Here is a 14,336-nt window from a genome sequence, read left to right on the forward strand (position 1 = left end):
TCATTAGCTCATAACGGGTTTTCAACTTAGAAATATGGGGACGTCTCTAAGGTAGCTCATTAAACTTCATCTAAACACTTCTGCTTTTTCAAGGGGTGGGCATTGTAAGTCTTTATCGCTCATTATGACCTCTTTTATAGGCCAATCTATCAGCTTATAGTTTACGCACCTTTCATGTTCTGGGGAATAATCGTTATGCGTTATAAAATAGACTACTATGGAGTCTTCAAGAGCTTGGAAGCCGTGAGCAAAGCCGGGTGGGATCCACAACATGTGGTGGTTCTCTCCACTTAGCTCTGCGCTAGTGTACTTACCGAAAGTACTAGAAGACCTTCTGACGTCTACTGCTACGTCTATGATCTTCCCTCTGGGGACGAACACGATTTTACCTTGCTCTTTTGGTGTTATCTGGTAGTGTAACCCCCTCACTACTCCTCTAATAGAATAAGACATATTGGCTTGTAGAGGGGTCGGGATACCAAACCTTGCGAAGTCACTGGACTTAAATATTTCAAGGAAGAAGCCCCTCCTATCAGGGAATACCTTAGGTTTAATACGGATTACTCCCATCCCTATATCTTCAAATTCGAAAGGCATTAATTACAAATATATGAAGTATTATAAAAAATGAATTATAGCTATTGAGGAGCTCAACTATATTCCAAGTGTTTTTATGATGTAGTAGTTATGAACACATGTTACCGAAGTGTTACTTGTTCGCTTAATTAATGTTTACCCTTGTTATGTTACGTGGCTTTAAACCGTTACGGTAAAAACTCTAGGGATAACAAAAAGTACCCTAAACATTTGCCTTAAGGTTTAGCCTAGAGGATGAAGTCCTGATCCGATTTTAACGTTCTCGCTATTTTCTTTAATTTCCTTATATACAATTTTATTTTACACTCTATTAATTATTCTATCATAAGTAATTTTCTATTTTATCATCATCCATTCTTGAAAAAGATTTATAATTTCTATTGAATAATAAACTCAATGCGAATATTACTTACAGGGGCCTCAGGTCAATTAGGAGTTGAACTTTCTAAATTACTTTCGCAAAAGAACGAGGTCATAAGACTTTATAATTCATCAGAAGTACCAGACGGCTATAAGATAGACTTGACAGACTTTCCCCACCTGGAAGACTTTATAATAAAGAAGAAGCCTGAAGTAATTATTAACACTGCTGCAATGACAGAAGTGGACAAGTGCGAGATAGAAAAAGAGAAAGCATACAAGGTAAACGCTGAGGCTGTAAGGCATATTGTAAGGGCAAGTAAGGTCATTGACGCCTATTTATTACACGTTAGCACAGACTATGTCTTTGACGGAAATAAGGGGCTGTACAGGGAAGAAGACATACCTAACCCGGTTAACTACTATGGCTTAAGTAAGCTCCTCGGTGAGGCCTTCGCGATGTCCTACGACGATAGCCTGGTAGTGAGGACGTCCGGTGTGTTCAGGAATAAAGGTTTTCCCGTCTACGTGTACAAGACGTTAAAAGAAGGAAAGGCGGTCTCAGCCTATAAGGGGTATTACTCCCCTATTTCAGCGAGGAAATTAGCCCTAGCTATTGAGGAGTTAATAAACCTCAAGAAGACCGGTGTACTCCACGTGGCAAGCGAAAGGATCTCGCGCTATGAACTAGCCCTGAAAATAAAAGAGAAATTTAATTTACCCGGGGAGATCAGGGAAGTGGAAGAAGTAAAGGGGTGGGTAGCTAAAAGGCCTTACGACTCGTCCCTGGACTCCTCTAAGGCTAGGAAGCTCCTCTCTACAGACTTTTACACCCTCGATATCGAAGGGATGGTGGTGTGAAAAATGGAGGCTGTAATCCTTCACGGTGGGCAGGGTACCAGGCTCAGGCCCCTAACACATACCGGCCCTAAACAGCTCATAAAAGTAGCCGGAAAACCTGTCTCGCAGTGGGTCTTAGAGCAGATAAGGGACGCAGGGATAAAGGACGTGGTAATTATACTGGGCGATAACACACCTACGAGGGTCGTAGATTATTACGGAGACGGGAGCAGATTCGGGGTGAAAATAACTTATGTATATCAGGGAAAAGCTAGGGGACTAGCGGACGCTGTATATAAAGTAAAGGACGTAGTTTCAGATAAATTCCTCGTCTACCTCGGGGATAACGTCGTACCCTATGACTTAGAAAAATTCTCGTCCTTTAAGGGTTCAGCATCTATACTTTTAGCGAAAGTCGAAAACCCCAACAGGTTCGGTGTGGCGGTAATAGAGGAAGGAAAAGTGGTAAAGCTCGTTGAGAAACCTAAGGAGCCAATATCGGACCTAGCACTGGTAGGTGTCTACGGTTTTACAAGGGAGATCTTTGATGTAATAGAAGGGCTCAAGCCCAGCTGGAGGGGTGAGCTGGAAATAACTGACGCGATCCAGGGGTTAATAGATAGGGGGAGGGAAGTAAACTACGAGGTAGTACAAGGCTGGTGGAAAGACACCGGGACCCCTAGGGACATACTCGAGGCTAACGCTTTTCTCCTTGACAGACACGCTGAGAGAAAGATAGAAGGAGAAGTCGAAAATTCAACCATTGACGGGAGAGTAATAGTGGAGAAAGGGGCTGTGATAAAGAACTCTGTCGTAAGGGGGCCTACATACATAGGTAAGGACAGTAAGGTCGTCAACTCGTACATAGGTCCTTTCACTTCTGTAGGTGATTCTAGTGAAATTGTTGACAGCGAAATAGAATACAGTGTGATCCTAGACAGAGTTAGGATTAAGGGCGTATCGTTGATGGACTCACTAGTTGGTAATAACGCAAATGTAGAGAAAGGAGGAAGGTGGCAAAAGTTAATTATAGGTGAAAACTCTTCGGTGATATTATGAAAATAGTGGTAATAGGAGGAGCAGGTTTTATAGGCTCTGCATTCGTAAGGGAGCTTAACAAAAGGGCAATTAAGCCATTAGTCGTTGACTTACTTACTTATGCCGGTAGAGAGGAGAACCTACGTGGTACAGACCACGAGTTTATAAGAGCTGATGTGAGAAGTGATGAGATCCACGAGATCATTAAGGGGTATTCACCGGAGGTAGTAATAAATTTTGCAGCTGAGACGCATGTAGATAGGTCGATTTATAAGCCCCAAGACTTCATTACTACTAACGTCTTAGGGACGGTCAACCTGTTGGAAGCTTCGAGAAAGTTCGGCTTCAATTACGTCCACATTTCGACAGACGAGGTTTACGGTGAAGAGTGCGGGGACGAGGAGTCGCCTTTAAGGCCTTCCTCTCCGTATAGCGCTTCTAAAGCGTCAGCGGACCTCTTCGTAAAAGCCTATGTCAGGACTTACGGCATAAAGGCGATACTAGTCAGGCCCTCTAATAATTACGGGCCGAGACAGTTCCCTGAGAAGTTAATCCCTAAGGCTATAATAAGGACTTTATTGGGTATGCACGTACCGGTCTACGGTGACGGCAAGGCTGAGAGAGACTGGATCTATGTCGAGGACACCGCGAGGATAATATACGAGGTCATGGAGAGGGCTAAGTGGAGAGGAGAGGCATATAATATCCCCGGGGGGCAGAGGTATAACGTATTAGACGTTATGAGGATGTTAGGAGAAGTCATGGGTAAAGAAGTTAAGATAAAGTTTGTCTCAGATAGACCGGGTCATGATAGGAGGTACTGTATGACTACGAGCCTCAAATACGAAGTTACCCCAATAAAAGAAGGGTTAAGGAAGACTTACGAGTGGTATTTGAATAACAAGTGGTGGTGGGAGCCCTTAATAGGTGATAAGTTCTTCGTCGAGGACGAGCCTTGGGTAGCTTCTAGGAGTTAAGTGAACTCCCGCACCTATTACTTGACCTTATTATATAGGATATAAGTAGTCGTAGGGCTAGTATCTGTTCTCTTTAACTCCTTAAACCCCTTTTCTTTCAAGATTCCTTCTATGAGATTTATCCTTTGTTTTCTCACCTCTATCAGGATTTCCCTTGTATTCTCTAGAGTCTTAGTAGCTCCCCTAATGACGTTAATTTCCGCATCCTCGACGTCTATTTTAAGCAAATCTACGTTAGATATCTCTAATGAGTCTAGGGTAATAGTCTTTACCTTAATTAACGTCCCGTTACTACCGAATAGTGATGAACCTACTGAGCTTACGCTGAAATTCATTTCCGCGGATTTATCAAATAATGCCATGTTATATAGCTGTACTCTCTCGGTTAGGTTATTGTCTGTAACGTTCTTTTTCAATAATCTATAGCTGAACGGGTTAGGTTCAAAAGAATAGACATAGGCTCCCGCCTTACCTGCCCTCAACGTGTAAGTGCCTATATATGCTCCGGCATCGACAAAAGTCTTCAAGTCCTTAAAATTTATCCATCTAAGTACAGAGTATTCATGAGTTCCTAATAAAATCCCTAAATCATAATCCAGCATTGAATACCTTAAGTTCCAGACCATCCCATTATACTTTACCCTCACATAATTTTCGTCGTCTTCCCTCATTGTCCTTTTACGAGTAAAAAAGTACTTGAACATCTTGTACGAATCGCTAACACTAAGAGGTCTGACCCTAGTATACTCTAATATTTTACTTGACATTGTTAATAATATTACTCCGTGTTAGTTTATAAGTATTAAAGTGGATAAGACTAAGTTTTATAGCGTAAATTTACCTTTGTGGAGGACTTAGTATGCAGAAAACCACAAGGTTTTATAGTCGTATATCGTCGTAATAGCATTGAGGTATTCTAACACTACCGTGAATTCTAGGGATTAAATTAACCTTTTATCCCAAAATACTTTATTCGATTTGTAACTACATGGGTTTTACTATCGTCTTAAGGGTCTTATGGAACGGCGGGGTCGCGAGGATCGCTGTAGAGCAGAGCAGGGTGACCAAGTCTAAACTCCTCGTCCTCAGGGAGAGCTTTAACGACTATGACCTAAAAGGCGTTGATGTCTCCTTTCTGAGGAGAAAAGGCGAAAAGGGGTCCTTCACTCCCCTCTTTAGGAGGCTTACAAAACTATACGCCCCACAAAGGGGGGACGAAGCTACCGTAGACCTCGACCTCATCCTTAAGGCTGTACGACTCGTAAAAGGTAAAGCACTTTACCACGACCAGTTCGCCGGTATATCAGGTTACCTTAGAAAACTGTTTTACGGTGAAGACTACGCTTTATACCTGCACGAGACCTCCCTACCCCTGAAGGGCCTTAAATACTCCTTACCGAGGAAGGTGGAGTGGGAGGTACTGAAGAAAGCTAAAGTCGTTATGACCAACTCCATGTGGAACGCTGATACGCTAAAGGGGTTCGGTATTAACGCTGAAGTACTCTACCCGGGGTGTTATCCGGACAAGGACATAGAAAGGGAAAGGGAAGACATAGTGCTAGCCGTGTCCATGTGGGACGCGGGCAGGAGGCCGGAACTCTACGGCGAACTGGCGAGGAAAATTAAGGGAAAATTAATAATGGCAGGGTCTTGGGCCAGGAAAGATACTATGGAGAAGTTCATGAAAGACTACCCTGAAGTCGCGGTCACAGGGAAGATAAGTGAAGGGGAACTCAACTCCCTCTATAGGAAAGCGTCGCTCTTTATACGCTTCGGTTTTAACGAGAGGGGGCCTGGGATGGGCGTATTAGAGGCGTTAGCCCACGGGACGCCGGTAATAGTGAACGAAGGTCTGGGAGGGAAAGAGTTCATAAAAGACTATGAGAACGGGTTCGTAGTGAAAGACGTGGACGAGGCAGCCCAAAGGGTGAACGAAGTGTTAAGTGACGGAGTATTGAGGGGGAAGATGGTCAACTCTGCATGGGAAACTGCAAAGGAGTACTCTTGGTATAGGCACGGTGAGAGGTTAACGGAAATTATGGAAAAAATATGACGTCTGCAGTTTATCCCTCAGCCGTAAGGCCTTCTAGTCTAAGCAAACACGGTGCTTTGGGCAGTTGGTGTAGAAGTCGCGGGCTGTTTAGTGATTTGCTGACTGGAAGCTTTAACCATACTGGGAGTACTGTAATCCAGTTTAGGCACTTATTTTGTAGATGAGGTTTCAGGGACATGTCAGGGATGACAACTTTCCCGACCCGTTTAGGGATTTGAGGTAGTAGGGTTTATCGCTGTACTCAATTACCACCTTTTCCAAGTATTTATTCAATTAATTATATTTAGAAGAAATTTAGCTAATATACTTAAAAAACTTTTCTGTTTAAGGTATTTAACCTAATTCTCTACCTAATGAATAAATACCACTCGTGAACGGTAGAAAATGAAAGATCGAAATTTGGATTTCCTTGAAATTAAACATAGTTATGCAAAAATCTTATATTTATGATTGATATAAGATAAAGTGGATAAATATGAGCGAAGCAAAACTCGAAAGGCTAATGAAAATAAAGGGAGCAATAGCAGCCGGTCATTTTTCAGCAGACGGAAAACTACTGGCGTACAAAGGGGATATACCTAAAGAAATAGCTGAAATGGTAGCTAAAATGTGTGCAGCAAACACTTTAACAGCTGAAATGCAGGCTGACGGCTTTTCTGCCCTGACTAAAATGAAGTGGTCTCCCCTCCACGGTTGGGCAGTAGCTGCTGGTGATTATGCTGTATGTGTTATGGACCACTACGGTGTGTTCGTGAAGCTCTCTGAAGCAGACTTCAACGCTATATTTAAGGAGTTAGGAGAAACGGTCAGGTCTTAAAAAACCTCTTTTTTCTCCCTTCCAACCTTTTTATCCCTAAAAGTGTCCTACTCATTCACATCTCCTTTGCACTTTCCATAACCCTTGAAACGGGTTTATGGGTCACTAAGGTGTCCTTTGTGAATTGAAATATCCTCTATCTATAGTCGATTGTGGGCAAATTATAACACGTAGAAATTGTAGGGGAAACGTAAATCGCCCTTAATATACGTCACAGTAATAATTTTATGCAGAGGGGCGAGAAGGTAACGGGTATAGAGAGTTGGACAATATATAATTAGGTTTGTTACGAGCTGTGCATACTTAGTCTGTGTAAACACTCTATATTAGGATGTCATATGACACGAGTACAAAAAACCACATATGGTATTATACGACTAGGTTTCTTACGCGCGTAAAACCGTAGGTCATTTTAAGCTCGGGTTCGACCGGACCCTACAACCGGTTTAAACTGTAATCCGTGACTGTGGCTGGTAGGGAATATTACCTTAGGTCATTATGTTAAAAATATTTTACTCTTACGTCGTTATCCAACTTATGCAGGGCCAACCTATAAGGATACCTAAAGAGTTAAAGCAGAAGATGATGAAGTATAACGTCAACTGGAATAAGGTGATATCCGATTTCGTAAACGAGAAGATAAGGGAGTTAGAAAGGCTGGAACACGCGAAAAAAGGTATTGAAATACTCAGGTCTTTGGAACTGTCATACGCGGGTGATAAGGAGGTGGTGAGAAATCGGAACAGTAGTTGACGCTACAGTCCTTTCCCATATAGTGTTGAAAGGTAAAGACTGGGAAAAGTTAGCGGAATACATACCTAACTCCGCTACACTGGACTTAGCCATAGCCGAGACATTAAACGCTATAACTAACGCAAAGAAGAGGAGAGTAGTGAACGAAGAGGTGTCAGAAAAACTGCTCATGGCCTTGAACGAGTTTTCGAGCTCCATGGACGTGTATGAGAGTAAATACTATTTGAGTAGGGGCTTTAAACTCGCCATATCCCACAACATCAGTGCCTATTCCGCCCTCTACTTAGTCTTAGCCCAAGAACTGGGATATAAGCTGGTCTCACTAGACCAGAAGCAGGTCAAGCTTGCAGAGAGACTAGGTATAGAGGCGGTGAAGTTACCGAGCAGTTGACCGGTTTACGCGGGTGACCCCTAAGTACAAAGTGTGGCTATAAACTGAGATTGTAGGTTTTAAGTCCTTGAACCCACTCTGTTAGTTTGCATTTGATTATACTTAGTCAGGGACTAAAAGGCAAGGCCCGTTTCCTTATTTAGCAGATTTTTCAGCGCTATACTAATGGCACTATCGTCCTTTATTAACTGCGGGTATTTGCTCGGTCAGTTTGTAAAGGACAACAGGAGATTTAGCCTAAACTATACGCCATCGCCGTAAATATGACGAAGCAGTTTGCCCTTTAGTGCTTTACTGAGTATAATATAACACTTTACATAAACCGCATAGTCAGTTATGCCTTAGATACTTGTCCGTGTACTGAGGGATATGTTCTAATCCTTCCGCTTAGTGAATGTATTAAGTTTATATTCCAAGTAGTAAGAACGGGCATAGTGTCGTTACTGAGTTATAAGGTCTCTTCACAGTACTTAAGGTATTTTAAGCCCTTTTCTTATATAACTCTGGCGGGCAGTATTTCTCTCATGCATAATTTGTAGTTTAATAACGCCACTATGACTTACCGCAACGGTTAACTCACTTTGTTATAATATTTAATATTTCGTGGACTTTTTGAGACATCTTTTTCGCTTCTTCATAACCAATCCTCATCTCATGGAAACCGTAAATATGGAGGTACCACGCATCGACCCATATTGAATACATTTCAGGTGAAATTGCCTTAGCCCCTTCGAAGAGTAAAGCAGATGACCACCTACCACTTTTCTTTACTTTTTCTAGTATTTCTTTCAGGTTTAGTTCTTTCACCATTAGCTTTATCGCTTCCTCTGCGGCTTTGTAATATTTCTCACTTGCTTGAACAACATCCCCCTTATCTAGTAACTCATCAGCTTCCCTAATCCAGTTTGAGATCAACGACCTTATCTGAGAGCTCGACAAGCTCTCTCACTTTTTCTGCCTCCACGGCTAAAATATCTTTTGTTAGGTTAGCAGTAAGTATTACAACTGCTGATTTCCATAGTTCTACTACCTTCTCGTCACCTAACTTCTGAGATATTTGAAGGACAGCGTCGTGTAAGATCCCTAAACTCCAATAACCCTCTTCTCTTACTTTTTCTAGTATTTCTTTCAGGTTTAGTTCTTTCACCATTAGCTTTATCGCTTCCTCTGCGGCTTTGTAATATTTCTCACTTGCTTGAACAACATCCCCCTTATCTAGTAACTCATCAGCTTCCCTAAGTAATATATCTGCTGCGGAAAGAATACTAGTACTGGACATTACTTTATATTATATCCCTAGTCTAAAAAAATTTTAAGGCAAATTAACTGTTACATTATACTGCCCGTGGCTCCTTACACACGGTTTAGCCGTGCTGGTTCCGGTAGTTTAACGCCGTTTGAATAACGAAAGTACCGGAAAGGGGACTATGCTTAAAGAGAAAGCCTTTATCTCATGGATCCCCCTAATTTTCTCTATTGAGGCTGTAGCTCCAGCTAGCACAGCCTTGAAGTCGAGTAATGTAGATATTCACTTTCATCTGGATAGATAGAAAATTTCACTTCTAACTAAACTTTTCCGCTACCCTCCTAAACTGTTTCGGTTATTGAAATAATGAATATATTATCGTTATTAATAATAATGATGATGATAATATACTCAGTAATACACTAAAGGGCAAGTCCTTCGTTGTATATATAGCGGATGCGTATACTTTAGGCTAAAGCTCCTGTTGTCCTTTATAAACTGACCGAGTATAAATTAAAATGATTAAAAGTTACACAGCATTATTCTACCACCCGTTATCTAGTCCCACGTCCACACTTTTCCTACCCTCCTAAACCTCTTCCTTACCTCACTGAAGGTCTCCTTCATCTCTTTAATAAAATGTCCGTCACCGCATAATATGTTCCCGTCCTCTATGATTTCGAGGATGAAAGTCGAGCCGTCCCTCAATTTCTTCAGGAACACTTCAGTGTTCATGGCTACCGGCATCACCTTAGGGTCGTCTGGGTCAAAAGTCATTGCAAAACCCTCTCTCGGGTCTTTAGGAAAGGCGTCTGATACTATTAATACGTCAATATCACTTTCGTTAGTGTAATCCCCCCTTGAATAAGACCCGAAGAGTATGATCACCTTCGGGTTAAACCTTGAATATCTTTCGCACAGTTCCTCGAACAACCCCTTTCACCCATTCGAGGATCTTTTTACCACACTCGAAACACCTCCTAGCCGTACTCTCGTTATAATAATCTTCTGGGGGCCCTTCATCATAAACATCCGGATATCTAGAGGGGATATAATGCTTGTCCAGCTCCTGCCCGCATTCTTCTATATCTTTAGGTACTTGGACATTTGCATTACGGAGGAGAATAGTAATAGACTGGCCTCTCGCCTCGAGGTGGTAAAAGTTTAATAGTGCTTTTACTGCCTTCTCTGCAGTCTGTTGTGACTCATAACACGTTTCTTCATAAAGTCCATATTGCATATTGACCTCGGCGGACTTTAAGTTCCTTTCAGCTTGCCTCAGCCAGTCATTGTATCTTTGCATTTATGAGTAGAATCCCCCTTCCAATTATTTATTGTTATACTCGGTCATGGAACAAAGGGCAAAGTCAATTCTCTCGCTTAGTAATTTTTTGGCACTACACTAACGGCACTGTTGCCCTGTATCAACTGACCAAGTATACTACCTTTTCCCCATCTTGTAAACGTGATAGGCAAAACAAGAGTCGAAACTCCTAACTATTCTCAAAACGTTTACCCCGTTCTCTTCTGTAATCCTTTGTCCAGCAATAGACCCAACTACATGCCCTTCTTTAATGGAGTCCTTAACTTTACAGTTTATCAGAGATTGATGTCAATTACAAAGGCACTAAATAATGTTATTTATACCGCCTATTTTATAATAAGATACGGTCATGAAAACTTCTCAAATATTAAAGGAAAGGGTAGGTGGACTCTGGGAAAAATACGTTAAACACGAGTTCGTGAAGCAGATGAAAGAAGGTACACTCCCTCAAGAGTCCTTTCGTTACTACTTAATACAAGACTCGAAGTACGTGGAAGTCATGTTAAGGGGCTTAATGAGGGCTTCCTCTTTTGCACCGTCCAGCCAGGCTACTCAAATCCTCTCGACTATCCTCAATACTAGGGATAAGGGTATGGAAGTACACAATTACCTCCTGGACAAGCTGGGTATTACACATGAGGAAATAACCAACACGGGATATAACCTAGCAAACTACGCTTATACACGCCACTTATATTACTACTCTACAAAGGGCTGGAAGGAATTCCTCTCTGCATGGGCACCTTGTATGTGGGGTTACTACGAAGTAGGGAAGTACGTCGCAGACTCCCCGAACCAGCTCTTCTCAAAGTGGGCCGAGTTCTACGCCTCTGACGAGTATAAGAGGAGAGTAGAGGCGATCTTAGGGGCCTTAGACTCTTATGAGTTCAGTGAGGACTTATTGATACCGTTTTCAGCCAGTGTGAGGTTTGAGATAATGTTCTGGGAGTATTCGTTACGCCGAGAAGAGACTCCATTTTACGAGCTCATTTAGTACCCAGGTCGGCTGGGATTGCGAAATGGTGTGAGTTGAGGTCAATGACGTCAAGTATAGTAGTGTTGAGGAGGGCTTTCCACCAGTATGGCTGAGATAAGGGTTCCCCGCCGCTAAGGAATAAAATAGCGACCCTCCCCTGCGGTTTTATTGCTTTCCTACATTAAGCTCAGCTACGGCTTTTAACTTTCGGTTAACCGTTTTTTATTAATTAAGTATAATACCTTATATGGGGCTGTTAAATAACGAAAACTTAGACGAGGTAAAGAGGGACTTATTCTCGTACTGCAGGCAAAAACTAAGTGTGACCCCTAGTGAAGAGGACTTCAAAGACTTCGTCAATACCTTTAAAGGTTACGACTCAAACCTAGTACGAAAAGAATACGAATATAACGTGGAAAACATAACCTCTTTATACGACATAATAAATGAAAACACTTTGAGGTTTAAGACCTTTATTGAGCCCAAACACGACGGGACACAGATAGTCATGAAGGTAGACCACACAGTCCATTTAGCTCACAAAAACGGTACGGGGCTGGAGATACAAGACTTGAGGTTACTGTTCGGCGTCTTTGTAAAATATAGGGGAGACTTAATTAAGGTTATAGAAAAGGCTAGAGAGGACGGGACCGTAATAAAGATGGAGATATACGGTAAGGAATACTCACCGTTTAATGTAGAGAGGGAGCCCCTTAACTTCTCGGTGTTTGATGTCCTAAAAGGGGAACGCTACCTCCTGCCCTATGAGATCCCTACACCTCACCCCGTAGAGTACATCGAAGTCAGGGACGTGAAAGACATAGACACCTCAAAGGTCTTGTCGTGGCTAAAGGGCAAGGAAGGTGTCGTGGTGAAGGTCTATGACGACGGGTCCCTCCCCTACAAGAAAGCGCGTAACTTTAACATGTTAGCTTTTAAGTATAAACCCTTTGTCAGCCAGCTGGTGGACGAGGCTAGGGCAATGAAGGTCAGGGTCGACTATAGGGCATTAGCGATGACTATCTCAGAACTAGTGACGGAATACGCAAAGGACAACACGGTCACGTTTGATGAAATGCTGGAGAGGGTAAAGGGAGACCATGAAGAATTACGGGGCTTCATAGAAAAGAATTACGATATAATAAGGAGTTTCTGGTATACGAGCAACACCGTTAAGTCATTAATGTCGTTAATTGACAAGAGGTTATAGGGCTATTTTTATAATTGTCGCAAGCGACGAGCCGTGGACGCACACAGACCCCGTTATTTAAATAAGGTTTAGTGTGCTAAAATAGGGTCTTGTATAGTCTGTATAATGTAGGGAGTTAAGAAGCCCGGTGGCAAGAAAACGTGTCCACCTGATGGAGAGAAAGTCATATAATACTTTACTCTTATGGGATAAAACGGAGATAATAGGATATGGAGTTCCGTCTCTCCAGTTTGTGCGGAGACGATGACAAAGACAAGGTGGAAGCTTGGAAGACAGCTATTGACCTTATAAATAAGGGCAAATTAGAAGCAGAAAAAGTAAAACACAGCGCTATTTGCTACTATAGCCTACTTTCAGCTAAGGATATGAGGGCCCTTTCGTGGGCTTGGGAAAACGTGGAAGCCCTACTCGACAAGAAAATTTTAGATATTGACGAAGTAAAGGGGCTGAAGATGTACTTTTTTAAGCTCCTTAAGTACGCTAGTTGGGTATTTTCCGAAGTATGGGACCTCGTGGATGGGTTAGCCACTAAAGGCGTAATAACTAGAGAGGACGCAGAAAAGTTCATCTCCTTATTAAAATCTTATGACGAAGACGTAAGTTCTTATGCGTGGGAATACGTCACGGTCTTGCTCGACAGAAAAATACTGAAACCTGAAGAGGTTATCGGAGTTAAGGACGCGTTCTTCCAGTTGCTGATGACTGATGACGAGGAAATAAGTTTAGCAGCGTGGAACTCCGTTATAGGGCTGGTAGACAAGGGCATTATCTCCCCAGACCAAGTCAGGCAGTATAAGGGTTACTTCTTCCAGTTGCTTTCGGGCGGTTGGGTGTCAGGTTACGCTTGGGAAACCGTAAAGGACCTTATCGATAGGGGTATCATAACTAAGGACGAGGACAGACCTTTCTATTCACTCCTAACTTCCGACAGTGAGTCAGTACGATTACACGCTTGGGAGAACTTAGACGTTCTCCTTAACGAGGGAGTGTTAGATTTGGAAGAAATAAAGGGATTAAAAGAGTACTTACTTGGCCTTATGAGATCCAAGAGTAAATTCCTTAGACTGGATGCTTGGGAGGTCGCCGTTAAGGTGGTCAGCAGAGGGGTACTTAACTTAGATGACTTAATAGAGAATAAAAAATACTTCCTCAGGCTCCTTAAGTTAGGCAAGACTTGTCCGAAAGCGTGGGGCTTACTACCACCCTTGATAGAGTACAGTGTCATAACAGAGGGTGATAAGGACTTCTTTATAGACCTACTTAAATACGATAAGGGGTGGACCCGCCTCCGTGCTTGGGAGAACGTTAACACACTCCTCGAAAACTCCATAATAGAGTTTAATGACGTGTTAAGGGCAAAGAGATATTTCTTTGACCTGCTGTCCAGTAAAGACTATGAGGTCCGTCTTGCCGCATGGAAGTTTCTGGCCAAGAATATGAACAAGGGCCTTATCACCGCTGAAGAAGTGGCGGACTGGAAAGACGAGTTAAGGGACATGATTGTAGAGGCACCTAATCATTTAATACGGAAAGACGCCCTAGAGGTCTATGAAGAGTTAAAGGCCAATGGGATAATATAACCCCACCGTTTTGCCTCCGTTAGTAATACAGTCTGTGAAAGAAGTTCATATAACTCTCTCTTTATTTAAATACAACATAATCTATTAAGGTCTAGCACTTTACCCACCTAGATACAGGGTCAGATAGTATTTCACGTAAAACTCTTATGTCTAATAGTTTTTATTGAATAAACG

Annotated in this window: 17 protein-coding genes; 11 read left to right on the forward strand and 6 right to left on the reverse strand. The window is 42.3% G+C overall.

Annotation, left to right across the window (positions count from 1 at the left end):
- Window positions 1-66: 66 nt before the first annotated feature.
- The gene (rfbC, locus tag KN1_RS04935) at window positions 67-597 is read right to left on the reverse strand and encodes a dTDP-4-dehydrorhamnose 3,5-epimerase (protein WP_221289694.1); all 531 of its coding nucleotides are present in this window, start codon (window positions 595-597) and stop codon (window positions 67-69) included.
- Window positions 598-993: 396 nt separating this feature from the next.
- Here rfbC and KN1_RS04940 point away from each other — a divergent pair, with 396 nt between their 5' ends.
- From KN1_RS04940 to KN1_RS04950, 3 genes are read left to right on the forward strand one after another with little or no spacing between them, the layout of a single operon-like run.
- Window positions 994-1,818 carry an SDR family oxidoreductase gene (locus KN1_RS04940; RefSeq protein WP_221289695.1) on the forward strand — a complete coding sequence of 275 codons (825 nt, stop codon included), beginning with the start codon at window positions 994-996 and terminating at the stop codon, window positions 1,816-1,818.
- Window positions 1,819-1,821: 3 nt separating this feature from the next.
- Window positions 1,822-2,856: a glucose-1-phosphate thymidylyltransferase gene (locus tag KN1_RS04945; protein WP_221289696.1), complete on the forward strand. Its 1,035-nt coding sequence runs from the start codon at window positions 1,822-1,824 to the stop codon at window positions 2,854-2,856.
- A complete protein-coding gene (locus KN1_RS04950) occupies window positions 2,853-3,812 on the forward strand; it encodes a dTDP-glucose 4,6-dehydratase (RefSeq protein ID WP_221289697.1) in 960 nt (319 codons plus the stop codon). Before KN1_RS04945 ends, KN1_RS04950 begins: the two co-directional genes overlap by 4 nt.
- A 17-nt stretch (window positions 3,813-3,829) precedes the next feature.
- On the opposite strand, the gene KN1_RS04955 is transcribed toward KN1_RS04950, so the two are convergent.
- The gene (locus KN1_RS04955; RefSeq protein ID WP_221289698.1) at window positions 3,830-4,579 is read right to left on the reverse strand and encodes an FkbM family methyltransferase; all 750 of its coding nucleotides are present in this window, start codon (window positions 4,577-4,579) and stop codon (window positions 3,830-3,832) included.
- 221 nt (window positions 4,580-4,800) lie between these two features.
- Between KN1_RS04955 and KN1_RS04960 the strand changes: the two genes are divergently transcribed.
- The 4 genes from KN1_RS04960 (at window position 4,801) to KN1_RS04975 (ending at window position 7,826) form a co-directional block, all read left to right on the forward strand.
- A complete protein-coding gene (locus KN1_RS04960; RefSeq protein ID WP_221289699.1) occupies window positions 4,801-5,865 on the forward strand; it encodes a glycosyltransferase family 4 protein in 1,065 nt (354 codons plus the stop codon).
- Between the two features lie 475 nt (window positions 5,866-6,340).
- Window positions 6,341-6,682 (forward strand): DUF2173 family protein, encoded by a 342-nt coding sequence (locus tag KN1_RS04965; RefSeq protein ID WP_221289700.1) that lies wholly within the window; start codon window positions 6,341-6,343, stop codon window positions 6,680-6,682.
- A 537-nt stretch (window positions 6,683-7,219) separates the two neighbouring features.
- On the forward strand, window positions 7,220-7,435 hold the full coding sequence (vapB, locus tag KN1_RS04970) for a type II toxin-antitoxin system VapB family antitoxin (protein WP_221289701.1): 216 nt from the start codon (window positions 7,220-7,222) through the stop codon (window positions 7,433-7,435).
- A gap of 22 nt (window positions 7,436-7,457) precedes the next feature.
- Window positions 7,458-7,826, forward strand: a complete 369-nt coding sequence (locus KN1_RS04975) for a type II toxin-antitoxin system VapC family toxin (RefSeq protein WP_221289702.1) — start codon at window positions 7,458-7,460, stop codon at window positions 7,824-7,826.
- Window positions 7,827-8,402: 576 nt separating this feature from the next.
- On the opposite strand, the gene KN1_RS04980 is transcribed toward KN1_RS04975, so the two are convergent.
- The gene (locus KN1_RS04980) at window positions 8,403-8,765 is read right to left on the reverse strand and encodes a PaREP1 family protein (RefSeq protein ID WP_221289703.1); all 363 of its coding nucleotides are present in this window, start codon (window positions 8,763-8,765) and stop codon (window positions 8,403-8,405) included.
- On the reverse strand, window positions 8,722-9,105 hold the full coding sequence (locus tag KN1_RS04985; RefSeq protein ID WP_221289704.1) for a PaREP1 family protein: 384 nt from the start codon (window positions 9,103-9,105) through the stop codon (window positions 8,722-8,724). The genes KN1_RS04980 and KN1_RS04985 overlap by 44 nt, the downstream gene beginning before the upstream one ends.
- Window positions 9,106-9,253: 148 nt before the next feature.
- Between KN1_RS04985 and KN1_RS14920 the strand changes: the two genes are divergently transcribed.
- Window positions 9,254-9,376, forward strand: coding sequence for a hypothetical protein (locus tag KN1_RS14920; protein ID WP_258712566.1), 123 nt, complete (start codon window positions 9,254-9,256; stop codon window positions 9,374-9,376).
- A 254-nt stretch (window positions 9,377-9,630) separates the two neighbouring features.
- On the opposite strand, the gene KN1_RS04990 is transcribed toward KN1_RS14920, so the two are convergent.
- A complete protein-coding gene (locus KN1_RS04990; protein WP_221289705.1) occupies window positions 9,631-10,005 on the reverse strand; it encodes a nucleotidyltransferase domain-containing protein in 375 nt (124 codons plus the stop codon).
- Window positions 9,968-10,375 (reverse strand): HEPN domain-containing protein, encoded by a 408-nt coding sequence (locus KN1_RS04995; RefSeq protein ID WP_221289706.1) that lies wholly within the window; start codon window positions 10,373-10,375, stop codon window positions 9,968-9,970. The genes KN1_RS04990 and KN1_RS04995 overlap by 38 nt, the downstream gene beginning before the upstream one ends.
- Before the next feature lie 370 nt (window positions 10,376-10,745).
- Here KN1_RS04995 and KN1_RS05000 point away from each other — a divergent pair, with 370 nt between their 5' ends.
- From KN1_RS05000 to KN1_RS05010, 3 genes are all read left to right on the forward strand, one after another.
- Window positions 10,746-11,390: a thiaminase II/PqqC family protein gene (locus KN1_RS05000; protein ID WP_221289707.1), complete on the forward strand. Its 645-nt coding sequence runs from the start codon at window positions 10,746-10,748 to the stop codon at window positions 11,388-11,390.
- Between the two features lie 229 nt (window positions 11,391-11,619).
- Window positions 11,620-12,582, forward strand: coding sequence for a hypothetical protein (locus tag KN1_RS05005; RefSeq protein WP_221289708.1), 963 nt, complete (start codon window positions 11,620-11,622; stop codon window positions 12,580-12,582).
- 209 nt (window positions 12,583-12,791) lie between these two features.
- Window positions 12,792-14,162 (forward strand): hypothetical protein, encoded by a 1,371-nt coding sequence (locus KN1_RS05010; RefSeq protein WP_221289709.1) that lies wholly within the window; start codon window positions 12,792-12,794, stop codon window positions 14,160-14,162.
- Window positions 14,163-14,336: the final 174 nt, after the last annotated feature.

It is taken from the genome of Stygiolobus caldivivus, from assembly GCF_019704315.1.
GTDB lineage: Archaea > Thermoproteota > Thermoprotei_A > Sulfolobales > Sulfolobaceae > Stygiolobus > Stygiolobus caldivivus.

What these genes read in the sequence shown, in the direction of transcription:
- rfbC (WP_221289694.1), bottom strand. Translation starts at nt 597, where the DNA reads ATGCCTTTCGAATTTGAAGATATAGGGATGGGAGTAATCCGTATTAAA.
- KN1_RS04985 (WP_221289704.1), bottom strand. Translation starts at nt 9,105, where the DNA reads ATGTCCAGTACTAGTATTCTTTCCGCAGCAGATATATTACTTAGGGAA.
- KN1_RS14920 (WP_258712566.1), top strand. Translation starts at nt 9,254, where the DNA reads ATGCTTAAAGAGAAAGCCTTTATCTCATGGATCCCCCTAATTTTCTCT.
- KN1_RS04965 (WP_221289700.1), top strand. Translation starts at nt 6,341, where the DNA reads ATGAGCGAAGCAAAACTCGAAAGGCTAATGAAAATAAAGGGAGCAATA.
- KN1_RS05010 (WP_221289709.1), top strand. Translation starts at nt 12,792, where the DNA reads ATGGAGTTCCGTCTCTCCAGTTTGTGCGGAGACGATGACAAAGACAAG.
- KN1_RS04995 (WP_221289706.1), bottom strand. Translation starts at nt 10,375, where the DNA reads ATGCAAAGATACAATGACTGGCTGAGGCAAGCTGAAAGGAACTTAAAG.
- vapB (WP_221289701.1), top strand. Translation starts at nt 7,220, where the DNA reads ATGCAGGGCCAACCTATAAGGATACCTAAAGAGTTAAAGCAGAAGATG.
- KN1_RS04940 (WP_221289695.1), top strand. Translation starts at nt 994, where the DNA reads ATGCGAATATTACTTACAGGGGCCTCAGGTCAATTAGGAGTTGAACTT.
- KN1_RS04945 (WP_221289696.1), top strand. Translation starts at nt 1,822, where the DNA reads ATGGAGGCTGTAATCCTTCACGGTGGGCAGGGTACCAGGCTCAGGCCC.
- KN1_RS04950 (WP_221289697.1), top strand. Translation starts at nt 2,853, where the DNA reads ATGAAAATAGTGGTAATAGGAGGAGCAGGTTTTATAGGCTCTGCATTC.
- KN1_RS04960 (WP_221289699.1), top strand. Translation starts at nt 4,801, where the DNA reads ATGGGTTTTACTATCGTCTTAAGGGTCTTATGGAACGGCGGGGTCGCG.
- KN1_RS04955 (WP_221289698.1), bottom strand. Translation starts at nt 4,579, where the DNA reads ATGTCAAGTAAAATATTAGAGTATACTAGGGTCAGACCTCTTAGTGTT.
- KN1_RS05000 (WP_221289707.1), top strand. Translation starts at nt 10,746, where the DNA reads ATGAAAACTTCTCAAATATTAAAGGAAAGGGTAGGTGGACTCTGGGAA.
- KN1_RS05005 (WP_221289708.1), top strand. Translation starts at nt 11,620, where the DNA reads ATGGGGCTGTTAAATAACGAAAACTTAGACGAGGTAAAGAGGGACTTA.